Origin of the sequence: Martelella alba (assembly GCF_005217455.1) — a bacterium.
GTDB lineage: Bacteria > Pseudomonadota > Gammaproteobacteria > Enterobacterales > Enterobacteriaceae > Acerihabitans.
The window spans coordinates 290,204-311,635 of sequence record NZ_SZPQ01000001.1 but is presented as its reverse complement, the minus strand read 5'-3'; the positions used below and the strand labels follow the sequence as shown (position 1 = coordinate 311,635).

Below are 21,432 nucleotides of genomic sequence, written 5' to 3'. Positions count from 1 at the left end.
CGGCGGCCAAAAAAGGCAAAAACAACCAGGGAAAATCCGTTGCTAACGGTCAGTTCAAGAGAGCGGGGCCGGCGCGAATCTCCTGGGGTTGAACCAGGCGGATACCGGTGCGGCGATCGGCCAATAGCCGATAGCCCGCGCGCCGGATTTCGCGAACGATGGAAGGAAGTTTGGCTTCGTGAGTCAACAAGCCGCTGAGCGCCGACAACAGCACCTGATGCTGCGCCTCCAGCGGCGCGGCGACGTCCATCGCCGAGAGTTGGCCCAGACGCGGCGGCGCCCAGGCTATGGTGAGATGGCGGATAGCCGTGCGTATGGCGTGCTGATGCCAGTAATCGACGGTGAAAGCGGCGCGGCGCGGCGTCTCGCCCAGCAGCGCCAAATTGCCGAAGCCGGCGTTAAACACGTTCTGCCGGCTCGGGCTGGACAAGGAGTTGGACGGTTGGGCGTGTTCATGCCCACTGTTAAGCGCATAAGGCACGCCAAGACTGGCCGCCACCATCCCCAACAGGAGATGCGGCCAGAAATAACGTCTGCCAAATTGTCGCCAACAATTTAAAATACCCATTACACCCTATTTTTTGCCGGAGTTTTTATGCGCGACAGTCGTCCCCAGTCCATCGATGTCCTCTTGGGCTCGCTTGCGACACCCGAGCAAGGCGGTCTACGGCATATCCAGCAACGGGCAGCGGCGCTGTCGAAGCTGAACCGGGCCGTGGCCGGACTTTTATCCGCGCCGTTAAAGCCTTGGTGCCGCGTTGCCAATTTCCGCCAGGGCGTCCTGGTGTTGGAAACCGCCAATGCCAGTTGGATGATGCGGTTACGCTATGAACAATCCGGGATATTATCCGCGTTACGAGCGCAGATTCTACCATCATTGTCATCAATCGACATCAGGATTAACCCGGACCTGGCGACAAAAGGCCATCTACCCGCGCGGCAGCGGGATAACGAATTGAAAAATGGGGAACGGCGGGGAGAACAAAGACTCAAGCTGAGCCGCCGAAGCCGCGAAAACCTGCTGTTATTGGCGGAGAAAAGCCCGGAAAATTTGCGCAAAAAACTATTGCGACTGGCGGAATCGGCCGGAGAAGGTGCCGATCCCACCCGTCGCAATCATTGACTTTGCCGCAGACAATGACCGCGCGCTACGCCATGACAAATGACGGAGCGGTAAAAGCCAGCGGTGATTCGGCTTCGTCCTCAAAGGTCACCAGTTCCCAGGCTTCCTGGAGGGCGAGTACCGCCTGCAGCAATTTATTGTTGAGCGCGTGGCCGGGTTTGTATGCCATGAATGCGCCGATGATGTTATGACCGCACATGTACAAGTCGCCGATACCATCCAGCATTTTATGGCGGACGAACTCATCTTCGAAACGCAATCCGTCTTCGTTCAGCACCTTGTAGTCGTCGACCACAATGGCGTTATCGAAACTGCCGCCCAGGCACAGGCCCCTGGACTGCAAATACTCAATGTCGCGCATGAACCCGAAAGTCCGCGCACGACTGATTTGCCGAACGAATGACTCGGCGGAGAAATCCAGCCGATAACGTTGCGAGCTAGCATCAATCGCAGGATGATTGAAATCAATGGAGAAATCGAGCCTGAAACCATTATACGGCGCCAGCTCCGCCCATTTATCCCCTTCCTCCACACGGACCGGTTGCTTGATCCGCAGGAATTTCTTGGCGCAGTTCAGCTCTTCGATCCCGGCGTCCAGCAACAGGAAAATGAAGGGGCTGGCGCTACCGTCCATGATGGGGATTTCGGGCGCGTTGACTTCAATGACGATGTTATCGATGCCCAAACCAGCCAAGGCGGCGTTAAGATGTTCGACAGTGGAGATACGAACATCATGCTCGTTGACCAGGCAGGTGCAAAGCATGGTATCGCGCACGGATTTGGCCTCCGCCGGGAAGTCCACCGGCGGATTGAGATCCGTGCGGCGATAGATGATCCCGGTATTGGCCGCCGCGGGACGCAATGTCAGCATGACCTTTTTACCGGTATGTAAACCCACGCCGGTTGTCTGCACAATACGTTTGAGTGTCCGCTGTTTGATCATCGATTTATCTCGCAAGTTATCTATACCACCGTCTCATTATAGATGAGAACCGGGGGCCCAGTTTAGCACAAAGAGCGGAGATTCCCAATACCGGCTTAATCCGCCTGTTTGCGCAGGAAGGCCGGGATATCCAGGTAATCGGGCTCTTTGCCGGATTGCGGATTTTGCTCGTTGACCGCTTTAGCCGCGATTTTCTGCTCCGTTTGCAGCGACGACATGCCGTGGGCATGGGACTGATAACGGCTGTCCATCACCGGCTGCCCGCCCTGCTTGCTGGTCACCAGCGTGATTTCCGGACGCTTGTCCATGCCGATGCCGGTCGCCACGACGGTAACCCGCAGTTCATCATTCATGTCCGGGTCCAGGGAAGTCCCGATGACCACGGTGGCGTTATCGGACGCAAACGCGCGGATGGTGTTGCCCACGGTTTCGAATTCGTCCAGGCGCAAATCGAAGCCGGCGGTGATGTTGACCAGCACGCCGCGGGCGCCGGACAAATCGATATCCTCCAGCAACGGACTGGAGATGGCCATCTCCGCCGCTTCTTCCGCGCGATCTTCGCCGCAGGCCACGCCGGACCCCATCATGGCATAGCCCATTTCCGACATGACGGTGCGCACGTCGGCAAAGTCGACGTTCATCAGGCCCGGGCGGGTAATAAGCTCGGCGATGCCCTGTACCGCGCCCTTGAGGACGTCGTTGGCGGCGCCGAACGCATCCAACAAGGAAATGCCGCGGCCCAGCACCTTAAGCAATTTGTCGTTGGGAATGGTGATAAGCGAGTCCACATGCTTGGACAGCTCGGCGATCCCCTGTTCGGCGAAGGCCATGCGTTTTTTGCCTTCAAAATTGAAAGGCTTGGTGACGACCGCCACGGTCAGGATGCCCAGATCCCTGGCCACTTCCGCCACCACCGGCGCGGCGCCGGTACCGGTGCCGCCGCCCATACCGGCGGCGATGAAGACCATGTCCGCGCCATCCAGGGCCGAACGCAGCGCTTCGCGATCTTCCTCGGCGGCGTTGCGACCCACTTCGGGATTGGCGCCGGCGCCCAGACCCTTGGTAATGCCGCTACCAATCTGGATGGTCTGACCGACCGCGGTTTTACGCAATGCCTGGGCATCGGTATTGACCGCGAAAAATTCGACGCCTTCGATGCGTTCGCGCACCATATGTTCCACGGCATTACCACCGCCGCCGCCGACGCCGATGACTTTGATCACCGCGTCGTTGGTTAATTCCATAGGTTCAAACATAGTTTCTCTCCGTTTTGTGCCTGTCGCATCGGAATCCGCCGCCTGCACAGCGTGATTCCGCAAGTAAATCGTTAAAACTCTTTCCTCAGCCAACTACTGACGCGTTTGACCCAGTTGCTTACCGAGGTACGCTTTTCAACTTCAATTTCACCGCTTAAATGCGTTTCTTTACCGTAATGCAATAATCCCACGGCGGTTGAGTAGTACGGAGCCTGGGCATAATCCGTCAGGCCGGTAATATTCAACGGCTGGCCGATGCGCACCTGGGTATGGAATACCCGCTGGGCGCAGGCCGCCAGCCCGTCGATTTGCGCCGCGCCGCCGGTCAGCACGATGCCGGCGGCCAAATGGTGCTTCACGCCCTGCTGGCGAAGCTGTTCCTGCAACTGCAGGATTTCGTCGTTCACCAGATTCAGCAATTCGGTATAACGGGGCTCGATCACTTCCGCCAGGGTCTGCCGTTGCAGACTGCGCGGCGGCCGGCCGCCGACGCTCGGCACCTCCACGGTTTCATCCTTGCTGACCGCGGATCCGAGCGCGCAGCCGTGCCGAACCTTGATGGCTTCGGCATCGGCCGGCGGCGTGCCGAACGCATAGGCGATATCGCTGGTGACCACATTGCCCGCATAGGGGATCACCTTGGTATGTCGCAAAGCGCCGGCGGTATAAACCGCCATATCCATGGTGCCGCCGCCGATATCCACCACGCAGACGCCGAGTTCCCGCTCGTCTTCGGTCAACACCGCGTAGCTGGAAGCCAGTCCGGCGAAGATCAGCTGATCGACCTTCAGACCGCATCGCTCGACGGCTTTGACGATATTCTTCGCCATATCATTATGGCAGGTTATCAGATGTACCTTGGCTTGCATCCGCACGCCGGACAGTCCGACCGGGTTTTTTATACCCTCTTGGTAATCAATAGCATAATCCTGCGGTATCACATGCAGAATCCGATGCTCGTCGCGCACCCGCACGGATTTTGCGGTATGCACCACATTCTCGACATCCTCTTGCGTCACTTCCTCTTCGGAAATGGGCACCATCCCTATCTCGTTCTGGCAACTGATATGCTTGCCCGATAAGGCCAGATAAACCGAGGATATCTGGCAATCCGCCATCAGCTCGGCTTGATCGATGGCGCGCTGCACGCACTTGACCACCGATTCAAGATCATTGACGCCGCCTTTATCCATACCCCGGGACGGGCAACTGCCCACCCCGATAATATTGACCATGCCATCGGGCAGAACCTCCCCTACCAATGCGGCGACTTTTGCCGTACCGATCTCCAGTCCAACTACCAGTTTTCTGTCCGTCGACTTGATCATTATTGTTTAGCCTGTACCTGATTCTGTTGCGAATTACCCTTAGCGTCGTCGATAAACGCTGGCGCCCATCCCACGGCGAGCCCGCTGTCGTAGCGCAAATCCACGTAGCTGATACGTTTATTATCGGCCCGGGCCTGCTGGAGAAGAACCGGATAAATCCCGATAAAGCGCTGCAATCGCTGGGTCCTGTCATCCCGTCCCAGTTCCAGCCGGATATCATCCGCAAGGGTCAACTGCCACGAATGGCGCGCGCTCATGCTTACCGTCTTTAACTGAAACTTGTTGGCCGTCATTAATGCGTTCATTTCCCGGTAACCCGCCAGCACATCCTGTTCGCTGCCCTCCGGCCCGTACAGCATGGGCATCGGCTGATTGCCGACCCGCTCCGCCGGCGCGCTGAACACCTTGCCGTCGGCGTCCAGCATATGTAAGTCGTTCCAGCGCGCCACCGGCACATATTCCACCAGGTGAATCTTCAATTCGTCCGGCCATTGCTTGCGCACGCTGGCCTGCTTAATCCAGGGCAACCGCTCGATCTGCTGCTGGATGACGTTAACGTCCTGCGTCATAAAAGTGCCGGGCGGCCCCAGCGACAATATCGCCTGGCGAATATCATCGTTGGTGGTATAAACCCGCTGCCCGGTCACCACCAGCCGGGAAAGCGGCAGGCGATGCGCGTCTTTCATCCAGCCAATCACCATCCAGCCGCTCCAGACAATGGTGCCCAGCACCATGAGCAGGAACAGCAGGCCCGCCAGTTGGCCGCCATTACTGCGCCTGCCGGCGGCGTCTTCCGTCTCTCGGTTGCGGATGTTGATCGCGGCCTGGGACATGATTCAGTCCGCCAATGCCAGAATGCGCACGACCAGTTGCGAGAAATCCATGCCGCTCTGCCGCGCCGCCATCGGCACCAAACTGTGCCGGGTCATACCCGGCGACGTATTCACCTCCAGCAGATACAGCCCGCCGTTGCCGTCGGCCATGATATCCACCCGTCCCCATCCGCTGCACCCGGCCGCCTGCCAGGCCTCCCGGGCCAATTGCCGCAACCGCCGCTCCTCTTGCTCCGTCCGGCCGCCCGGACAAAAATACCGGGTATCGTCGGAATGGTATTTAGCCTGGTAATCGTAAAAACCCGACGCCGGCCGGATGCGTACCGACGGCAAGATGTCCTCGCCCAGCACGGAAACGCTGTATTCCTCGCCGTCCAGCCATTTCTCCACCAGCACGCTGCGGTCGTATTGAAAGGCCAAAGCTAGCGCCGCCGGCAACGCCTCGACCCGTTCCACCTTGGTCATGCCGACGCTGGAACCCTCATTACTGGGCTTGACGGCCACCGGCAGGCCCAGCGCGGCCGCCGATTGAATGGCCCCTTGCGAATCCCGGAGATAATCGTCGCCGTCGAGCGCCACATACGGCGGCACCGGCAATCCCCTGCCCTGCCACAACCACTTGGTGCGCAACTTGTCCATCGTCAAGGCGCAAGCCATCACGCCGCTGCCGGTATAGGGCAGGCCGAGAAACGCCAGCGCGCCTTGCAGGGTGCCGTCTTCGCCGCCCCGTCCATGCAGCGCGATAAAGACTTTGTCAAATCCCCTCGCTTTAAGCTCCAGCGCCGACACATCCCGGGTATCGACGGCTTGCGCGTCGATACCCGCCGCCAGCAGGCCCTCAAGCACCGCTTGCCCCGATTGCATCGAGACCTCGCGTTCGGCGGAATTGCCGCCCAGCAGCACCGCGACTTTCTCAGCCATGACGCCCCTCAGCGGCAGCCAGCCGCGGCTGTAGGTGGGTATCGGCCAGTCTGCGGGCAATCCGGCCCACCGTGCCGGCGCCCTGCATCAGCACCAGATCGTTATCCTGCAACACCAACGCCAGGGCCTCGGGCAGCGCATCCATATCCGCCACCATGATCGGATCGATCTTACCCCGGCCGCGTATGGTACGGCACAACGAGCGGCTATCGGCGCCGGGGATCGGCGCTTCGCCGGCCGGATAGACATCCAGCATCAATAATACATCTACGCCGGACAACACCGTGGCGAAATCCTCATACAAATCTCTCGTCCGGGTAAAACGGTGGGGCTGGAATACCATCACCAACCGCCGCTGGGGCCAACCGGCGCGCGCCGCCTTGATGGTGGCGTCCACTTCGGTGGGATGGTGGCCATAGTCGTCCACCAACATCACTTCGCCGGTCTTGCCGTTGACGTTTTCCAGCGGAAAATTTCCCAGAAAATCGAAACGGCGGCCGGTCCCCTGAAATTGCGCCAGCGCCAACAGAATATGATCATCGTCGATGCCTTCCTCGGTCGCCACGGCGATGGCCGCGGCCGCGTTCAGCGCATTGTGGCGGCCCGGGGCGTTAAGCTCCACCGTCAGCACCGGCTTGTCCTGACGATAAAGGGTAAAACTGCCCTGCGCGCCCTGCTGGTGATAATCGGCGATACGCACATCGGCATTTTCATGGAAACCGTAGGTGGTGATATGCCGCCCCACTTGCGGCAGCAACTCGCGAATAACCGGATCATCCATACACATCACCGCCCGCCCGTAAAACGGCAGGTTGTGCAGGAAGCTGATAAACGTCTGCTTGAGATTTTCGAAATCGCCCTGGTAGGTATCCATATGGTCGGCTTCGATATTGGTGATGATGGCCACCATGGGCTGCAGGTGCAGGAACGAGGCGTCGCTCTCATCGGCTTCGGCGATCAGATAGCGGCTGCACCCCAGCCGGGCGTGCGTGCCGGCGGCTTTCACCAGTCCGCCGTTGACAAAGGTCGGATCCAGCCCGGCCTGGGCGTAGATGCTGGCCACCATGGCCGTGGTGGTGGTTTTGCCGTGCGTTCCGGCAATAGCGATGCCATGACGAAAACGCATCAGTTCCGCCAGCATTTCCGCGCGCCGGATCACCGGAATGCGCGCTTCCTTGGCCGCCACGATCTCCGGATTATCGGCGGCGATGGCGCTGGAGACCACTACGACGCTGGCTTCGCTGATGTTTTCCGGGCGGTGGTTGAAAAAGATTTTGGCGCCCAGCTCGGTCAATTGCTGGGTCACCGCATTGGGCGCCAAGTCAGAGCCGCTAATCTGGTAACCTTCATTGGCCAGCACTTCCGCGATCCCGCCCATACCGGCGCCGCCGATGCCGACAAAATGAATTTGCCGGACCCGGCGCATTTCGGGCACGATGGATCGCAGTTTCGCCAGTTGTTGTGTATTCACGTTGTTATCACTTATCAGTAAACGAATTCTTGTCAGGCGGGCCGACAGCCCGTCCGTCCATAATCTGTTCCCACGCCGCGACCGCCCTCAGGCCCTGGCCGCCGCCGCCACTTCCCGCGCCACCCGCGCCGTTGCGTCGGGGATCGCCGCGCGGCGGGCGTTTTCCGCCATGGACAGCAATGTCCCCCGGTCCCATGCGCCAAGCAGCTCGCTGACGCTGGCCGCCGAAAATTGCGGTTGTTCGATAATCCTGGCCGCGCCGGCCCGTTCCAGGGGCAATGCGTTCCAGTACTGTTGCCGATCCTTGTGCTGGAAGGGCACGAATATCGCCGGCAAACCGGCCGCGGCCACTTCGCTGACCGTCAACGCGCCGGAACGGCAGACCACCACATCGGCCCAGCCATAGGCTTCGGCCATATTATCGATAAATTCCGTGACCCGGTGGCCGGTCTGTCCCACCGCCGCGTAAGCCTGGTTTACTTCATCCAGGGCGCCTTTGCCCACCTGGTGCCACAAGGTGATATGCTCGCCCAGCATGCCGGCGACGCCCGGCATGGTCCGGTTTAAAACCCGCGCCCCTTGGCTGCCGCCCACCACCAGCACGCGGAGGGGGCCTTGTCGTCCGGCGAACCGCTCAGCCGGCGAAGGCAGGGCCAGCACATCGGTGCGGACCGGATTGCCCACGACCTCGGCGCGGGGGAACGCGCCGGGGAATGCCTGCAGTACGCGCCTGGCTATCTTGGACAACCAGCGGTTGGTCAGGCCGGCGATGCCGTTCTGTTCATGGAGCACTACCGGGACGCCGCACAGCCAGGCCGCCAGACCGCCCGGCCCGGACACATAGCCGCCCATGCCCAGCACCACATCCGGCCGGTAGGCGCGCATGATGGCCTTCGCCTGTCGGACCGCGCGCCAGATGCGCAGCGGAGCGCATAATTGGGCGCGTATGCCTTTGCCGCGCAGTCCGGAGATCCGGATAAAATCGATTTCAATGCCGTTTTTCGGCACCAGGTCGGCTTCCATTCGGTCGGCGGTACCGAGCCAGCGTACCTGCCAGCCCTGGGCCATCAGATAATGGGCCACCGCCAGCCCGGGAAAGACATGACCGCCGGTCCCGCCGGCCATCACCAGTAAACGTCCCGCGGCGCCGGTCATCGCGGCCCCCTCGCAAATGCCTGCGCTTTGGTCAGGCGTGTTTCAAAATCAATACGCATCAGCATGACAATGGCCGTGGACATAATCAGCAAACTCGACCCGCCGTAACTGATAAGCGGCAGCGTCAATCCTTTGGTGGGCAGCATTCCGGCGGCCGCGCCGACATTGACCAGTGTCTGGAAGCTAAACCAGATACCGATGGCGCACGCCAGGAAACCGGAAAACCGCTGGTCAATCTCCAGCGCTTTCCGGCCGATGGACATTGCGCGGAAAGCGACGAAGAATACCATTAACAGCGTTAAAACCACACCGAAATAGCCCAGTTCCTCACCCAAAATGGAAAAGATGAAGTCGGTATGCGCCTCCGGCAGATACTCCAGTTTCTGCACCGAATTGCCGAGCCCCTGGCCCCAGAATTCGCCACGGCCGAACGCCATCAGCGACTGGGTCAGTTGATAACCGCTGCCAAACGGATCTTCCCAGGGATTCCAGAACGACGTGACCCGCCGCATGCGATACGGCTCGGCGACGATGAGCAATCCCACCGCGAAAATTCCCGAGCCGATAATGGCCAGAAACTGCCATAACTTGGCGCCGGCCAAAAACAGCATTGCCAGCGTGGTCACGAATAATACCACCACCGTCCCCAAATCAGGTTGCGCCAGCAGCAGCACCGCCAGAACCACCATGACGCCCATGGGCTTGCAGAATCCCCAAAAATTGGAACGCACCTCTTCAACCTTGCGCACCAGATAGCTGGACAAATAACAAAACAGCGACAGCTTCGATAATTCGGCGGGCTGTATTCTGAGCGGCCCCAGGGCTATCCAGCGCGAGGCGCCGTTAACCGAGCTGCCCACCACCAACACCACCAGCAGCATGAGCATGGTGACGATAAGCATCGCGGAGCTGTAGCGTTGCCAGACTTCCATGGGCACCCGCATGGTCACCATGGCCAGGCCGAACGACAGCGCCAGATAAAACGCATCCCGTTTGGCGAAGTAAAAAGGATCGTCCGACAAGCGTTGTCCAATGGGCATGGACGCCGATGTCACCATGACGAATCCGAGACAGGCCAGCCCCAGCGTCAACCAGAGCAATGTGCGATCGTAAAGCACGGTGGTGGGCGCTTCGGCCTCGCGAACGCCCATCACCCAATCTTTCAACCAACCGCCCAGACGGCGCAATCCCGGTATCCGCATCAGCCCAACTCCCTGGCCAGGCGCGTGAATTCATCGCCGCGCTGCTCAAAGTTGCGATACTGATCAAGGCTGGCGCAAGCCGGGGACAGCAAGACCATATCCCCCGGCGCAACCCGCCCGGCGGCCAGCCGCATCGCCTGCTCCAGGGTTTCGGTCAACTCGGTCGCATCCGGCCGCAATTGGGCCAATTGTCCGCGATCGCGGCCAAAACAGTACAAACGCACCCGGTCCCCTTGCAACCAGGGCTGCAAAGGCGTGAAATCGGCCGATTTGCCGTCACCCCCCAACAACAGATGCAATGTGCCGGCCACGTCAAGGCCGTTGAGCGCCGCCTCGGTGCTACCGACATTGGTGGCCTTGGAATCGTTGATCCAACGCACTCCCCGGTTTTCGAAAGCCAGTTGGAACCGGTGCGGCAGGCCGGTGAACGTGCGCAGCGCCTGCAGGGCGGCGGCGCGGGGTATGCCCACCGCGTCGGCCAGCGCCAATGCCGCCAGCGCATTGGTATGGTTATGGCGGCCGGTTAATTTCATCTCGCCGGTGGCCAGCACCGGTTCGCCGCGCACCCGCAGCCATGTCCCGTCGAGGCTGTAATCGCTGTCCGCGGCGCCGAATCCGACGCAACGATCATCCCGGCCGCGCACCGGCAACGTCAAAGGGTCTTCGTCGTTGACCACACAGACGCCGGCGCCCTCGTAAATCCGCAATTTCGCCGCCCGGTACTGCTGCATACCCAGCGGATAGCGGTTCATGTGATCCTCGGTCACATTCAGTATGGCGGCGGCCGCGGCGCGCAACCCGGCGGTGGTCTCCAGTTGGAAACTGGACAGCTCCAGCACATACAGCCGGCAAGGCGAATCGAGCAACATGAGCGCCGGCAGTCCGATATTGCCGCCGACGCCGGTCGGCCAACCCGCGCATTTGGCCATTTCCCCCACCAGCATGGTGACGGTGCTTTTGCCGTTGGAACCGGTCACGGCCACAATCGGCGCTTTGGCCTCGCGGCAAAACAGCTCGATATCGCCGACGATTTCCACTCCGGCGTCGGCGGCCGCCGCCATCGCCGGATGGGCGAGCGCAATGCCGGGACTGGCCACGATCAGATCCGCCGCCAGCAGCCAGTCCTCATTCAATCCCCCCAGATAGCGTTCGACCTTGTCGTCAAGTTTATCCAGGCCGGGGGGCGTAAAACGGGTATCCATCACCCGCGGCGTCACGCCCCGGCCGATGAAATAATCGACACAGGAAAGACCGGTGAGACCCAGCCCGATAATGACGACCTTTTTACCCTGATAATCGCTCATGATCACCGCACCTTCAGCGTCGCCAGTCCGATCAGGACCAGCATCAGCGAAATAACCCAGAAACGGACAATGACCCGCGGTTCCGGCCAGCCTTTCAATTCATAATGGTGATGAATGGGCGCCATGCGGAAAATTCGCTGACCGCGCAATTTGAACGACCCCACCTGCAAAATGACCGACAGGGTTTCCATCACGAACACGCCGCCCATGATGACCAGCAAAAACTCCTGGCGCAGCAGGACCGCGATGGTGCCCAGCGCGCCCCCCAGCGCCAGCGAACCGACATCGCCCATGAATACCTGGGCCGGATAGGTGTTGAACCATAAAAATCCCAGACCGGCGCCGACAATGGCGGTGCATACGATAACCAGTTCGCCGGCGAAACGGATATAGGGGATATGCAGATACCCGGCGAAATTCATGTTGCCGGTGGCCCAGGCCACCAGAGCCAGACCGGCGGCGACAAACACCGTCGGCATAATGGCCAATCCGTCGAGCCCGTCGGTCAGGTTGACCGCGTTACTGGTGCCGACAATGACGAAATACGCCAGCAAAACGTACATCAGCCCCAATTGCGGCATGATGTCCTTGAAAAACGGCACCACCAATTGCGTGGCCGGCGTGTTCTTGCCGACGGCATACATGGTAAACGCCACCAACAGCGCGATGACGGATTGCCAGAAATATTTCCAGCGGGCGATCAAGCCTTTGGTATCCTTGCGCACCACCTTGCGATAGTCGTCGATGAACCCCACCACGCCGTAGCCCAGCAGCACAAACAGCACGCACCAGACATAGGGATTGGACGGATAGGCCCACATCAGCACCGAAACGGTGATGGAGGTGAGGATCATCAGACCGCCCATGGTGGGCGTTCCCCGCTTGCTGAAATGGGATTCCGGACCGTCGCTGCGCACCACTTGGCCGATTTGCAGTTTCTGCAACCAGGCTATTAAGCGGGGTCCCATCCACAGCGAGATAAACAGGGCGGTCAGCAGACTGACGATGGCGCGGAACGTCAGGTAAGAAAAGACGTTAAAGCCCGAGTAGAATTGGACCAGATGTTCGGCCAGCCAGACTAACATGACACTTTCTCCTGTAACGCACGCACGACCTGCTCCATTGCGGCGCTACGTGATCCTTTCACCAAAACCGTAATGACCGTATGCCCGGACACTAATTGCGCCAAACGTTCCGTCAGCGACGCCTGATCCGGAAAATGCTCGCCCCGGCCGCTGGCCTCGCCGATAAGACGGCTCAACCGACCGACGCTCAGAACTTTGTCGATACCGGCCGCGCGCGCGGCGTCGCCCACCTGGCGATGACAGTCTTCGGCGTGATCGCCCAATTCGGCCATATCCCCCACCGCCATCACCCGATAACCGGGCATATCCCCAAGAACCTGCGCGGCGGCGGTCATTGAACCGACATTGGCGTTATAGCTGTCGTCGATCAATAGCCGCTGACCGCCCAGCGCAATGGGGAACAGCCGCCCCGGCACGGCCTTAAGTTGCGCCAGTCCGGCGATAACCGCCGGGAGCGACGCGCCGGCGGACAACGCCAGCGCGCTGGCCGCCAGGGCGTTGGCCACATTATGCCGCCCCGGGAGCGGCAGGGTCACCGTACCGCTTCCCTGCGGCGTATGCAGAACAAACGCCACGCCGCCCCCCGCCGGCCGGATGTCTTCGGCATGAAAATCCGCCGTCGGGTCGCTGACCGAGAAGCGCCAGACGGTCTGCCCGCCCAGCATGGTTTGCCAGTGCGCCCAATCATTGCTGTCGGCATTGATGATGGCGTGTCCCCCCGCCGGCAGGCCGGCGAAAATCTCGCCTTTGGCGCGGGCCACCCCGTCCAGGGAGCCGAAACCGGCCAAATGGGCGGCGGAAAGGTTATTGACCAGCGCGCTGTCCGGCCGGACCAGGGAGACCGTATAAGCGATTTCGCCGATATGATTCGCGCCCAGCTCGATAACCGCAAAGTCGTCCGCCGGCGTCAGGCGCAACAGCGTCAAAGGCACGCCGATATCATTATTGAAATTGCCGGCGGTCGCCAGCACCCGTCCGCATTGACGCAGGATCGCGGCGGTCATTTCCTTAACCGAGGTTTTACCGGACGAACCGGTCAAGGCCACCACTTTGGCCGACGTTTGCCGGCGTACCCAGGCGCCCAGGCTTCCCAGCGCCAGCCGGGTGTCCGCCACCACGATCTGCGGCGCATCCAGCGGTAAGCGCTTACTTGCCAAGATGGCCCGCGCTCCCGCCGCCACCGCCTGCGCGGCGAAATCGTGGGCATCGAACGTTTCCCCTTTCAGGGCCACAAACAGGCAGGATTCCGTTACCCGGCGGGAATCGGTGGCGACCGTATCAACAGTGCAGTCCGAGCCGACGAGTTCGCCGTCAAGCAGCGTTGCCAATGTCTGCAGTGACACGGTAATCATGCGATCGCCCCCAATAGCCGTGCTACGGTGGTGCGATCGGAATAATCCAGTCGCTGCTGACCGATAATCTGGTAGTCCTCGTGACCTTTGCCGGCCACCAGCACCACGTCCTGGGAGGACGCCTGCATAATGGCGCTGGTCACCGCCTCCACCCGGCCCGGGATCACCATGGCCCGGCCGGCATCCAGCAAACCGGACAGAATGTCATTAATGATGGCCTGCGGCGCTTCGCTGCGCGGGTTATCGTCGGTAATCACCACCCGATCGGCATATTGCTCGGCGATGCCGCCCATCAGCGGCCGTTTGCCTTTATCCCGATCGCCGCCGCAGCCGAAAACGCACCAGAGCTTGCCGCGACAATGCAGGCGCGCCGCCGAAAGGGCCTTTTCCAGCGCATCCGGCGTGTGGGCGTAATCCACCACGACCGTCGGTTTTCCATCGCCATGGAACACTTCCATGCGGCCGCACACCGATTGCAGCCGGCCGCCGGTACGCAGCAGATCGGCCAGCGGATACCCCATCGCCAGCAAGGCGGCCAGCGCCAACATGGCATTGGCGACGTTAAACTCGCCTATCAGGCGACTGTCAATCCGCCCGCCGCCCCAACTGGAGTCAAAACGGATGCCGGCGCCGTCGCCATGGTAATCAACCTGTTCGACCCGCAGCCAGCGAGCGGGACGCGGGTCGGGCAGACAGCCCCGTACCGATACCGCCACCGCTTCCGGCAATGCGGCCAGCCAGCGGCGACCCACCGAATCATCGGCGTTGATAATGCGCTCCCCCACCGGATTATCGGCGAACAGGCGCCATTTGGCCGCTTCATACCGGGCCATGTCGCCATGGTAGTCAAGATGATCGCGGCTCAGATTGGTGAAGATCGCCGCGGCGAAATGCACGTCGGCCACCCGGTATTGCACGAGCCCATGGGAGGAAACCTCCATGGCGGCGAAAGTGGCGCCCTGCGCCAACAGATGGTCCAGGGTCTGCTGGATATCAATGGCGGAGCCGGTGGTGTTTTCCGCGGGCGCCACCCGCCCCAGTAAACCGTTGCCCACCGTGCCCATCACGGCGCTGGTTTCACCGAGTAATTGCGTCCACTGCGCCAAAAGATGGGCCGTGGTGGTTTTGCCGTTGGTGCCGGTTACGCCCGCCAGCCGTAAACGGGTGGAGGGCTGATGATAAAACCGGCCGGCCAGGGCCGACAGCCGCTGGTTAAGATTGGCCAGATAAATGACGGGCACGCCATGGGTCAAACGTATCTCGCCATCCGCAGCCACGCCTTGCGCTTCCGCCACGACGGCGGCGACGCCTTGCGCTATCGCCTGGGAAATATAGTCACGCCCGTCCGCCTTATGGCCGGCGATCGCCACGAACAGATCCCCGGCAGCCGCCGCGCGGCTGTCAAGGGTCATTTCCCGTAAGCGCGGCTCCGGCGCCGAAGGCACCCAGGGAGCCAGCAGGTCGCGCAAATTACGATCGGTCACCTGATCCCTCTTCTTGATTGACTACCATTTCATTTTTATCTCCGGTCGGTATCGCATCCGGCTCCACGTTCATGGTGCGCAGCACGCCCCCCATGATGGCGCCGAACACCGGCGCGGAAACCGCGCCGCCGTAGTATTTACCGGCCTGGGGATCGTTTATCACCACGACCAGGGCAAAGCGGGGCTGACTGGCCGGCGCCACGCCTGCGGTGTAGGCAATGTATTTATTGATGTATTGGCCATCCGGCCCCACTTTCTTCGCGGTGCCGGTTTTGATGGCGATGCGGTAACCCTTGATGGCGGCCTTGGTGCCGCCGCCGCCCGGCAACGCCACGCTTTCCATCATATGCACCACGGTGCGCACCAGCGGCTCCGGAAAGACCCGCTCACCCGCCACCGGCGGATCGACCTTAGTGATCGACAGCGGCCGCAGCACGCCCAGGCTGCCGATGGTGGCGTAAACACGGGCCAACTGTAACGGCGTCACCATCAGCCCGTAACCGAATGAGAAGGTGGCCCTCTCTATGTCGGACCACCGTTGTTTATGGGGAAATAAGCCACTGCTTTCTCCGACCAACCCCAAATTGGTCGCCTTACCCAGTCCAAAACGCGAGTAAGTATCCACCAGCGCCGAGGACGGCATCGCTAATGCCAGTTTCGAAACGCCGACATTACTCGATTTTTGCAGAACACCGGTCAGGGTAAGTTCGGCATAACGGCCGACATCCTTGATTTCATGGCCGTTGATATAATAAGGCAACGTATTGATTACTGAATTTTCCTTGATCACGCCGCGCTGCAGCGCGGTCATCACCACCATGGGTTTCACGGTGGAACCCGGCTCGAAAATATCGGTAATGGCGCGGTTGCGCATCACGTCGTTCGGCGTGCCGGCCAGATTGTTCGGGTTGTAGGACGGACTGTTGACCATCGCCAGCACTTCGCCGGTATTGACATCCACCAGCACGGCGGAACCGGATTCGGCCTTATTGAAGGCCACGGCGTTGTTGAGCTCGCGATAAACCAGGGCCTGTAAACGCTCATCGATGCTTAACACCAGATTGTGCGCCGCCTGGCTGTCCACCATGGCGATATCCTCTATCACCCGGCCAAAGCGATCTTTGCGTACGGTCCGTTCCCCCGGCTGCCCGGTCAGCCAGCGGTCAAAGCTTTTTTCCAGACCCTCGATGCCCTGGCCATCGATATTGGTAAAGCCGATAAGGTGCGCGGTCACCTGGCCGGCCGGATAATAGCGCCGCGATTCTTGCCGCAGGTAGACGCCGGGTAATTTCAGTTTGTGTATATACTCGCCGATGGCCGGATTGACTTGCCGCGCCAGATAAACGAACCGGCCTTTGGGGTTGGCGTTGATGCGCGCCGATACTTGATCCAGCGGCACGGAAATCGCATCCGACAGCGCCTTCCAGCGGCTGTCCAAGGTCATGCCGCCTTTGTCGTTCAATTCCTTCGGATCGGCCCAGATAGCGTTGACCGGCACGCTGACCGCCAGCGGCCGGCCGGAGCGATCGCTTATCATGCCCCGCGAGGTCGGCACTTCCTGCACGCGCAGCGAGCGCATGTCCCCCTCGCGCACCAGGCGATCGGGATTGACCACTTGCAGATAACCCACCCGGGCGATCAGGCCCGCCAGGGCGATAACGATACAACCGCACAACAACGCAAAACGCCAGCTGACAAAGCTGGCCTGATCTACGTCGCGTTTTAGTTTTATCGCCCGTGCGGCTTTCATGTAATTTCGGCCATCCGTCGTTTTTATTGTCGAAGCATGATCTATTGTTCTACCACGATGTTTTCCTGCGCCGGATCCACGTGCTGCATTTTGAGTTTCTCCGTCGCGATGCGTTCAACCCGGCTATGGTCGCCCAACGCGTTTTCCTCGAGGATCAGATTGCGCCACTCAATGTCCAGCGCGTCCCTCTCAAGCACCAATTGTTCCCGTTGCGCGGTGAGGCGCCGCGTTTCGTTGGTGGTCGTCACCACCAGCACCGCCGACACCAGCACCGCCGCCAACAGGATTAACGGCAGTTTGGCATGCCGTAACATATCCTCGCCGATAACGCCGATAAGTCCGTGGCGTTCATTGCCCATCATGACGCCAGCCTCTCGGCCAGACGCAGCACCGAACTACGCGCCCGGGGGTTGTCCTCCACCTCTTGTCCGGAGGGTTGCAGCTTGCCCGCCACTTTCAGTTGCGGTTTGCCCCATTGGGCGATTTGCGCCTCGGTTAACGGCATATTGGCCGGCACCCGCGGACCACGGCTATGATCGCGGATAAAACGTTTGACCAACCGGTCCTCCAGCGAGTGAAAGCTAATCACCGACAGGCGCCCGCCCGGAGCCAGAACGGCCAACGCCCCGTCCAACGCCCGTTCCAGTTCTTCCAGTTCGCTATTGATGTAGATGCGGATGGCCTGAAATGTGCGGGTGGCGGGATGTTTGTGCTTTTCGCGATAGGGACTGGCGGCGGCGACCAGCTCGGCCAACTGATGCGTGCGCGTCAGCGGCGACTGCCGGTTGCGTTCGACGATCGCTTGCGCGATACGCCGGGCGAAACGTTCTTCGCCGAAAGTTTTCAGCACCCAGGCGATATCTTCGGCCTCGGCCTGAGCCAGCCATTCGGCCGCCGACAGGCCGCGGGTCGTGTCCATCCGCATATCCAGAGGCCCGTCGCGCATAAAGGAAAATCCCCTCAGCGGATCATCCAACTGCGGCGACGATACCCCCAGATCCAGCAGAATGCCGTCGATCTTCCCGGTCAGCCGCCGCTGCGCCATATAATCGGCCAGGGATGAAAACGGCCCGTGGATAATGCTGAAACGGGGATCCTGCCAAGCCAGGGCGGCTTCCACGGCCTGGGGATCGCGATCTATAGCCAGCAGCCGGCCCTCCGTCCCCAGCCGGGACAGAATAAGCCGCGAATGCCCACCGCGCCCGAACGTGCCGTCGACGTAAACGCCGTCGGGACGAATATTCAGACCGTTTACCGCTTCATCCAGCAAGACGGTGGTATGTAGATACGTTTCTGCCATAGCTATAGAGACAAGTCTTGTAGTCGGACGGACAACGGTTCCTGCGCCGACAATTCTGCGTCTATATCGTCCTTGACTTGTTGATACCAGGTCTGTTCATCCCACAATTCAAACTTATTGAATTGTCCGACCAGCATCACTTCTTTGGTTAGCCCGGCATGCTGCCGCAGCGTCTGCGCGATCAGCAGACGTCCGGCGCCGTCCATCTGGCATTCACTGGCGTGGCCCAGCAACAAACGCTGCACGCGGCGCTCCGCGGGGTTCATGCTTGAGAGGCCCGCCAGCTTCTGTTCGATGATTTCCCACTCCGGCAAAGGGTAAAGCAACAGGCACGGCTGGTGGAGGTCGATGGTGCACACCATCAAACCCTCCGTTTCCTCGATCAGCTTCTCCCGGTAACGGGTCGGCACGGCAAGCCTGCCTTTGCTGTCGAGGTTGACCAACGTCGCCCCACGGAACATATGCCGATTTACCCCTCAGAAACCCTTTTTACCACTTTGTCCCACTTATTCCCACGCAAAAGAGTGTACGAATGGTGTTAAAACATTGTCAAGCTACTAACGAGCAAGAATGGGATTATTTATGCCTGGGATAAGACGCTCGCGAGGAAATTAGTTGGCGTTGGATAAAAAAGTATACAAATAACATCATGATAATCATAAAGGGGGCGATCTGATAAAAATGCGTAAATTTGTGATATAACCCCAATCCCCCGCTGTCCGGGGGAGCTGGGCGATCCGGCGCGTGGATTATACGCCATAGGCTGTAGGGCGCTCAATCGGCTTGTTGACGACCCCCTTCTTTCATTTGCCCGATGCCGGTTTTTTTATGGTGAGACTTTAAGCTATCTCAAATTGTTTTCGAAATATAATGAGCTCATAGGTATAAATAAAATCCAGTTTCCCCTTTATTTACTTCCGGCGGCACTGTTTTTCTTACCCAATGATTATTTGTTTTCGGACAGATTATTTCACCTTTCCAGAATTATCCGAAAGCGTTCGTTTTGCGCGCTGTATTCCACCCTACTTCAACAGGCTTGTCTGGAACCTGGTGGGCGGCAGTGATTTACCATGAAAATAACTTCATGATATATATATTTTTTTTGTTTTTGACCGAGGGAAATCGTCCAATTCGTTTTAAAAAAAATTTTTTTAGGGATAACCCCCTGTGGATGACATAAAATAAAGATTAAACACTAGTTAACTTGCATTAAGCAGTGATGTAAACTACATATTAATAAATATCTACAATAAAACACTATGTAAACTAATTGTTTGCATGACGTTGTATTGATCACGTTCAGCTTTTGGAGCCCCCTGTTATGTTCTCCCGCTCGTCCCGTTTACGTATGGCCGCGGCCGATACTTTCGCCCTGGTGGTCTACTGTTTTATCGCCGGTATGATCATCGAAGTATTGATATCAGGCATGACCCTTGAGCAATCCCTTTCCTCGCGCCTGTTGTCGGTGCCCGTCAATATCGCCATCGCCTGGCCCTATGGCCGTTACCGCGATGCCGTACTGGGTCTGGCGCGCCGCCTGGGCCCCGATCAGTTCTGGACGCGGAACCTGGCCGATCTGCTGGCCTATGTCAGCTTCCAGTCGCCGGTCTATATGGCCATTCTTTGGTCGGTGGGGGCGGACGGCGAACAAATACTGACCGCGGTGACGTCCAATGCCGTCGGTTCCATGATTCTGGGCGTTGTCTACGGCTACTTTCTCGAATACTGCCGCCGGCTGTTCCATGTCGCCGGCTATGTCAACTGAACCCGGGTCCGGGCGCTGATCGCCCGTCCAATGCGTTGCGCCCGCGGTCTCCTTTTATGCCTTACGCCGGCCAGTCGCCGGAAACGCCAACGGCCCGTCGCTAACGGGCCGTTGCTTTCAAACCGATGTCTGCGCGAGCTTCTCAGGCGCGGCTAAGGGATCCCCGCCGAAACAGGCTACGCCGCAAACGGGTCAGCCCCGGCTTTGGCCGGTGCGGTTCGTCAAGGCTGGCCAGAACCAGCTCCAGCACCCGCTCGGCCACTTCCCGGTGCCGCTGCGCCACCGCCAGTACCGGACATTCAAGAAAATCCAGCAGCTCGTTATCACCAAAGGTGGCGATGGCCAGATCGGCCGGCAGACGGCCTCGGCGTTTAAGGATCACATCCATGATCCCCTGCAGCAGTGAAAATGAGGTGGTGAATATGCATTTCGGCAACGGATGGCTTTCCAGATAGCGGCTGAACAGCGCCGCCGAGGAGGACCGTTCGTAGCTGTTGGCATAGAGGAAATCGGGCTGGCGGGGATCATCGCCCCAGCCTTGGCGAAATCCCTGCTCGCGCAGAAAACTCACCGACAACTCCGGCAATGCGCCCAGATAAAGCACCGTCTCGCCGGGAAAATGGCGCAATTCCCCGGCCAGCATCTGTGCATCATCCTGATCGGCGCCCACCACGCTGATAAAATGCTCGCGATCCAGGGCGCGATCCAGCGCCACAATGGGGAAAGTGTCTTCGGCCCAGCGCTGGTAAAAGGGATGTTCCGGCGGCAACGCGGTGGAAACGATAATGGCATCCACTTGACGCTGTAATAGATGCTCGACGCAACGCATCTCGTTATCCGGCTGGTCCTCGGAGCAGGCAATCAAAAGCTGGTAGCCCCGCTGGCGTGCCTGGCGCTCCAGATAGTTGGCAATACGGGTATAACTGGTATTTTCCAGATCGGGAATCACCAGGCCGATGGAACGGGTTCTCCCTGCCCTAAGCCCGGCGGCGACCGCATTGGGATGATAGTTGTGCTCACGCACCACGGCCATCACTTTTTCCACGGTTTTATCGCTGACGCGGTACTGTTTCGCTTTGCCGTTAATCACATAACTGGCGGTGGTGCGCGAGACGCCGGCCAGGCGCGCTATCTCATCCAGTTTCACAGAATCTCCTTGC

The 21,432-nt window shown here is 59.6% G+C and carries 20 protein-coding genes; 2 read left to right on the top strand and 18 right to left on the bottom strand.

Annotated features, from left to right (window positions below):
• Positions 1 to 49: 49 nt before the first annotated feature.
• Positions 50 to 568 carry a secA translation cis-regulator SecM gene (secM, locus tag FCN80_RS01550; RefSeq protein WP_136988112.1) on the bottom strand — a complete coding sequence of 173 codons (519 nt, stop codon included), beginning with the start codon at positions 566 to 568 and terminating at the stop codon, positions 50 to 52.
• Between the two features lie 27 nt (positions 569 to 595).
• Between secM and FCN80_RS01545 the strand changes: the two genes are divergently transcribed.
• The gene (locus FCN80_RS01545; protein WP_136988110.1) at positions 596 to 1,123 is read left to right on the top strand and encodes a DUF721 domain-containing protein; all 528 of its coding nucleotides are present in this window, start codon (positions 596 to 598) and stop codon (positions 1,121 to 1,123) included.
• A gap of 25 nt (positions 1,124 to 1,148) precedes the next feature.
• On the opposite strand, the gene lpxC is transcribed toward FCN80_RS01545, so the two are convergent.
• From lpxC to mraZ, 16 genes are all read right to left on the bottom strand, one after another.
• A complete protein-coding gene (lpxC, locus tag FCN80_RS01540; protein WP_136988108.1) occupies positions 1,149 to 2,066 on the bottom strand; it encodes a UDP-3-O-acyl-N-acetylglucosamine deacetylase in 918 nt (305 codons plus the stop codon).
• Positions 2,067 to 2,161: 95 nt separating this feature from the next.
• Positions 2,162 to 3,322 carry a cell division protein FtsZ gene (gene ftsZ / locus FCN80_RS01535; protein ID WP_136988106.1) on the bottom strand — a complete coding sequence of 387 codons (1,161 nt, stop codon included), beginning with the start codon at positions 3,320 to 3,322 and terminating at the stop codon, positions 2,162 to 2,164.
• A gap of 71 nt (positions 3,323 to 3,393) precedes the next feature.
• On the bottom strand, positions 3,394 to 4,650 hold the full coding sequence (gene ftsA, locus FCN80_RS01530; protein WP_136988105.1) for a cell division protein FtsA: 1,257 nt from the start codon (positions 4,648 to 4,650) through the stop codon (positions 3,394 to 3,396).
• Positions 4,650 to 5,483 carry a cell division protein FtsQ gene (gene ftsQ, locus FCN80_RS01525; RefSeq protein WP_136988103.1) on the bottom strand — a complete coding sequence of 278 codons (834 nt, stop codon included), beginning with the start codon at positions 5,481 to 5,483 and terminating at the stop codon, positions 4,650 to 4,652. Before ftsQ ends, ftsA begins: the two co-directional genes overlap by 1 nt.
• Positions 5,484 to 5,486: 3 nt before the next feature.
• Positions 5,487 to 6,404 (bottom strand): D-alanine--D-alanine ligase, encoded by a 918-nt coding sequence (locus tag FCN80_RS01520; protein ID WP_136988101.1) that lies wholly within the window; start codon positions 6,402 to 6,404, stop codon positions 5,487 to 5,489.
• Positions 6,397 to 7,875, bottom strand: a complete 1,479-nt coding sequence (gene murC / locus FCN80_RS01515; protein ID WP_136988099.1) for a UDP-N-acetylmuramate--L-alanine ligase — start codon at positions 7,873 to 7,875, stop codon at positions 6,397 to 6,399. Before murC ends, FCN80_RS01520 begins: the two co-directional genes overlap by 8 nt.
• Positions 7,876 to 7,962: 87 nt before the next feature.
• Positions 7,963 to 9,030, bottom strand: coding sequence for an undecaprenyldiphospho-muramoylpentapeptide beta-N-acetylglucosaminyltransferase (gene murG / locus FCN80_RS01510; protein ID WP_136988098.1), 1,068 nt, complete (start codon positions 9,028 to 9,030; stop codon positions 7,963 to 7,965).
• Positions 9,027 to 10,232, bottom strand: a complete 1,206-nt coding sequence (ftsW, locus tag FCN80_RS01505) for a cell division protein FtsW (RefSeq protein ID WP_136988096.1) — start codon at positions 10,230 to 10,232, stop codon at positions 9,027 to 9,029. The genes murG and ftsW overlap by 4 nt, the downstream gene beginning before the upstream one ends.
• Entirely contained in the window at positions 10,232 to 11,536 is a 1,305-nt protein-coding gene (gene murD, locus FCN80_RS01500; RefSeq protein ID WP_136988094.1) for a UDP-N-acetylmuramoyl-L-alanine--D-glutamate ligase, read from the bottom strand. Before murD ends, ftsW begins: the two co-directional genes overlap by 1 nt.
• 2 nt (positions 11,537 to 11,538) lie before the next feature.
• Positions 11,539 to 12,621, bottom strand: a complete 1,083-nt coding sequence (mraY, locus tag FCN80_RS01495; RefSeq protein ID WP_136988092.1) for a phospho-N-acetylmuramoyl-pentapeptide-transferase — start codon at positions 12,619 to 12,621, stop codon at positions 11,539 to 11,541.
• Positions 12,615 to 13,973, bottom strand: a complete 1,359-nt coding sequence (murF, locus tag FCN80_RS01490; RefSeq protein ID WP_136988090.1) for a UDP-N-acetylmuramoyl-tripeptide--D-alanyl-D-alanine ligase — start codon at positions 13,971 to 13,973, stop codon at positions 12,615 to 12,617. Before murF ends, mraY begins: the two co-directional genes overlap by 7 nt.
• Entirely contained in the window at positions 13,970 to 15,457 is a 1,488-nt protein-coding gene (murE, locus tag FCN80_RS01485) for a UDP-N-acetylmuramoyl-L-alanyl-D-glutamate--2,6-diaminopimelate ligase (RefSeq protein ID WP_136988088.1), read from the bottom strand. Before murE ends, murF begins: the two co-directional genes overlap by 4 nt.
• A complete protein-coding gene (locus FCN80_RS01480) occupies positions 15,444 to 17,207 on the bottom strand; it encodes a peptidoglycan glycosyltransferase FtsI (protein ID WP_136988087.1) in 1,764 nt (587 codons plus the stop codon). Before FCN80_RS01480 ends, murE begins: the two co-directional genes overlap by 14 nt.
• 41 nt (positions 17,208 to 17,248) lie before the next feature.
• Positions 17,249 to 17,569 (bottom strand): cell division protein FtsL, encoded by a 321-nt coding sequence (gene ftsL / locus FCN80_RS01475; protein WP_136988085.1) that lies wholly within the window; start codon positions 17,567 to 17,569, stop codon positions 17,249 to 17,251.
• Positions 17,566 to 18,507 carry a 16S rRNA (cytosine(1402)-N(4))-methyltransferase RsmH gene (gene rsmH, locus FCN80_RS01470; protein WP_136988084.1) on the bottom strand — a complete coding sequence of 314 codons (942 nt, stop codon included), beginning with the start codon at positions 18,505 to 18,507 and terminating at the stop codon, positions 17,566 to 17,568. Before rsmH ends, ftsL begins: the two co-directional genes overlap by 4 nt.
• A 2-nt stretch (positions 18,508 to 18,509) precedes the next feature.
• Positions 18,510 to 18,968, bottom strand: coding sequence for a division/cell wall cluster transcriptional repressor MraZ (gene mraZ, locus FCN80_RS01465; RefSeq protein WP_136988082.1), 459 nt, complete (start codon positions 18,966 to 18,968; stop codon positions 18,510 to 18,512).
• An 860-nt stretch (positions 18,969 to 19,828) separates the two neighbouring features.
• On the opposite strand from mraZ, the gene FCN80_RS01460 reads away from it, so the two are divergent.
• The gene (locus FCN80_RS01460) at positions 19,829 to 20,272 is read left to right on the top strand and encodes an L-alanine exporter AlaE (protein WP_136988080.1); all 444 of its coding nucleotides are present in this window, start codon (positions 19,829 to 19,831) and stop codon (positions 20,270 to 20,272) included.
• 142 nt (positions 20,273 to 20,414) lie between these two features.
• Here the strand turns inward: FCN80_RS01460 and cra are convergent, their stop codons facing one another.
• Entirely contained in the window at positions 20,415 to 21,419 is a 1,005-nt protein-coding gene (gene cra / locus FCN80_RS01455; RefSeq protein ID WP_136988078.1) for a catabolite repressor/activator, read from the bottom strand.
• Positions 21,420 to 21,432: the final 13 nt, after the last annotated feature.

Coding starts and splice junctions, on each gene's coding strand:
- mraZ (WP_136988082.1), bottom strand. CDS start 18,968: ATGTTCCGTGGGGCGACGTTGGTCAACCTCGACAGCAAAGGCAGGCTT.
- mraY (WP_136988092.1), bottom strand. CDS start 12,621: ATGTTAGTCTGGCTGGCCGAACATCTGGTCCAATTCTACTCGGGCTTT.
- murD (WP_136988094.1), bottom strand. CDS start 11,536: ATGAGCGATTATCAGGGTAAAAAGGTCGTCATTATCGGGCTGGGTCTC.
- secM (WP_136988112.1), bottom strand. CDS start 568: ATGGGTATTTTAAATTGTTGGCGACAATTTGGCAGACGTTATTTCTGG.
- murG (WP_136988098.1), bottom strand. CDS start 9,030: ATGACCGGCGCCGCGGGACGTTTACTGGTGATGGCCGGCGGGACCGGC.
- rsmH (WP_136988084.1), bottom strand. CDS start 18,507: ATGGCAGAAACGTATCTACATACCACCGTCTTGCTGGATGAAGCGGTA.
- ftsW (WP_136988096.1), bottom strand. CDS start 10,232: ATGCGGATACCGGGATTGCGCCGTCTGGGCGGTTGGTTGAAAGATTGG.
- ftsQ (WP_136988103.1), bottom strand. CDS start 5,483: ATGTCCCAGGCCGCGATCAACATCCGCAACCGAGAGACGGAAGACGCC.
- murF (WP_136988090.1), bottom strand. CDS start 13,973: ATGATTACCGTGTCACTGCAGACATTGGCAACGCTGCTTGACGGCGAA.
- FCN80_RS01520 (WP_136988101.1), bottom strand. CDS start 6,404: ATGGCTGAGAAAGTCGCGGTGCTGCTGGGCGGCAATTCCGCCGAACGC.
- FCN80_RS01480 (WP_136988087.1), bottom strand. CDS start 17,207: ATGAAAGCCGCACGGGCGATAAAACTAAAACGCGACGTAGATCAGGCC.
- ftsZ (WP_136988106.1), bottom strand. CDS start 3,322: ATGTTTGAACCTATGGAATTAACCAACGACGCGGTGATCAAAGTCATC.
- lpxC (WP_136988108.1), bottom strand. CDS start 2,066: ATGATCAAACAGCGGACACTCAAACGTATTGTGCAGACAACCGGCGTG.
- ftsL (WP_136988085.1), bottom strand. CDS start 17,569: ATGATGGGCAATGAACGCCACGGACTTATCGGCGTTATCGGCGAGGAT.
- FCN80_RS01460 (WP_136988080.1), top strand. CDS start 19,829: ATGTTCTCCCGCTCGTCCCGTTTACGTATGGCCGCGGCCGATACTTTC.
- ftsA (WP_136988105.1), bottom strand. CDS start 4,650: ATGATCAAGTCGACGGACAGAAAACTGGTAGTTGGACTGGAGATCGGT.
- FCN80_RS01545 (WP_136988110.1), top strand. CDS start 596: ATGCGCGACAGTCGTCCCCAGTCCATCGATGTCCTCTTGGGCTCGCTT.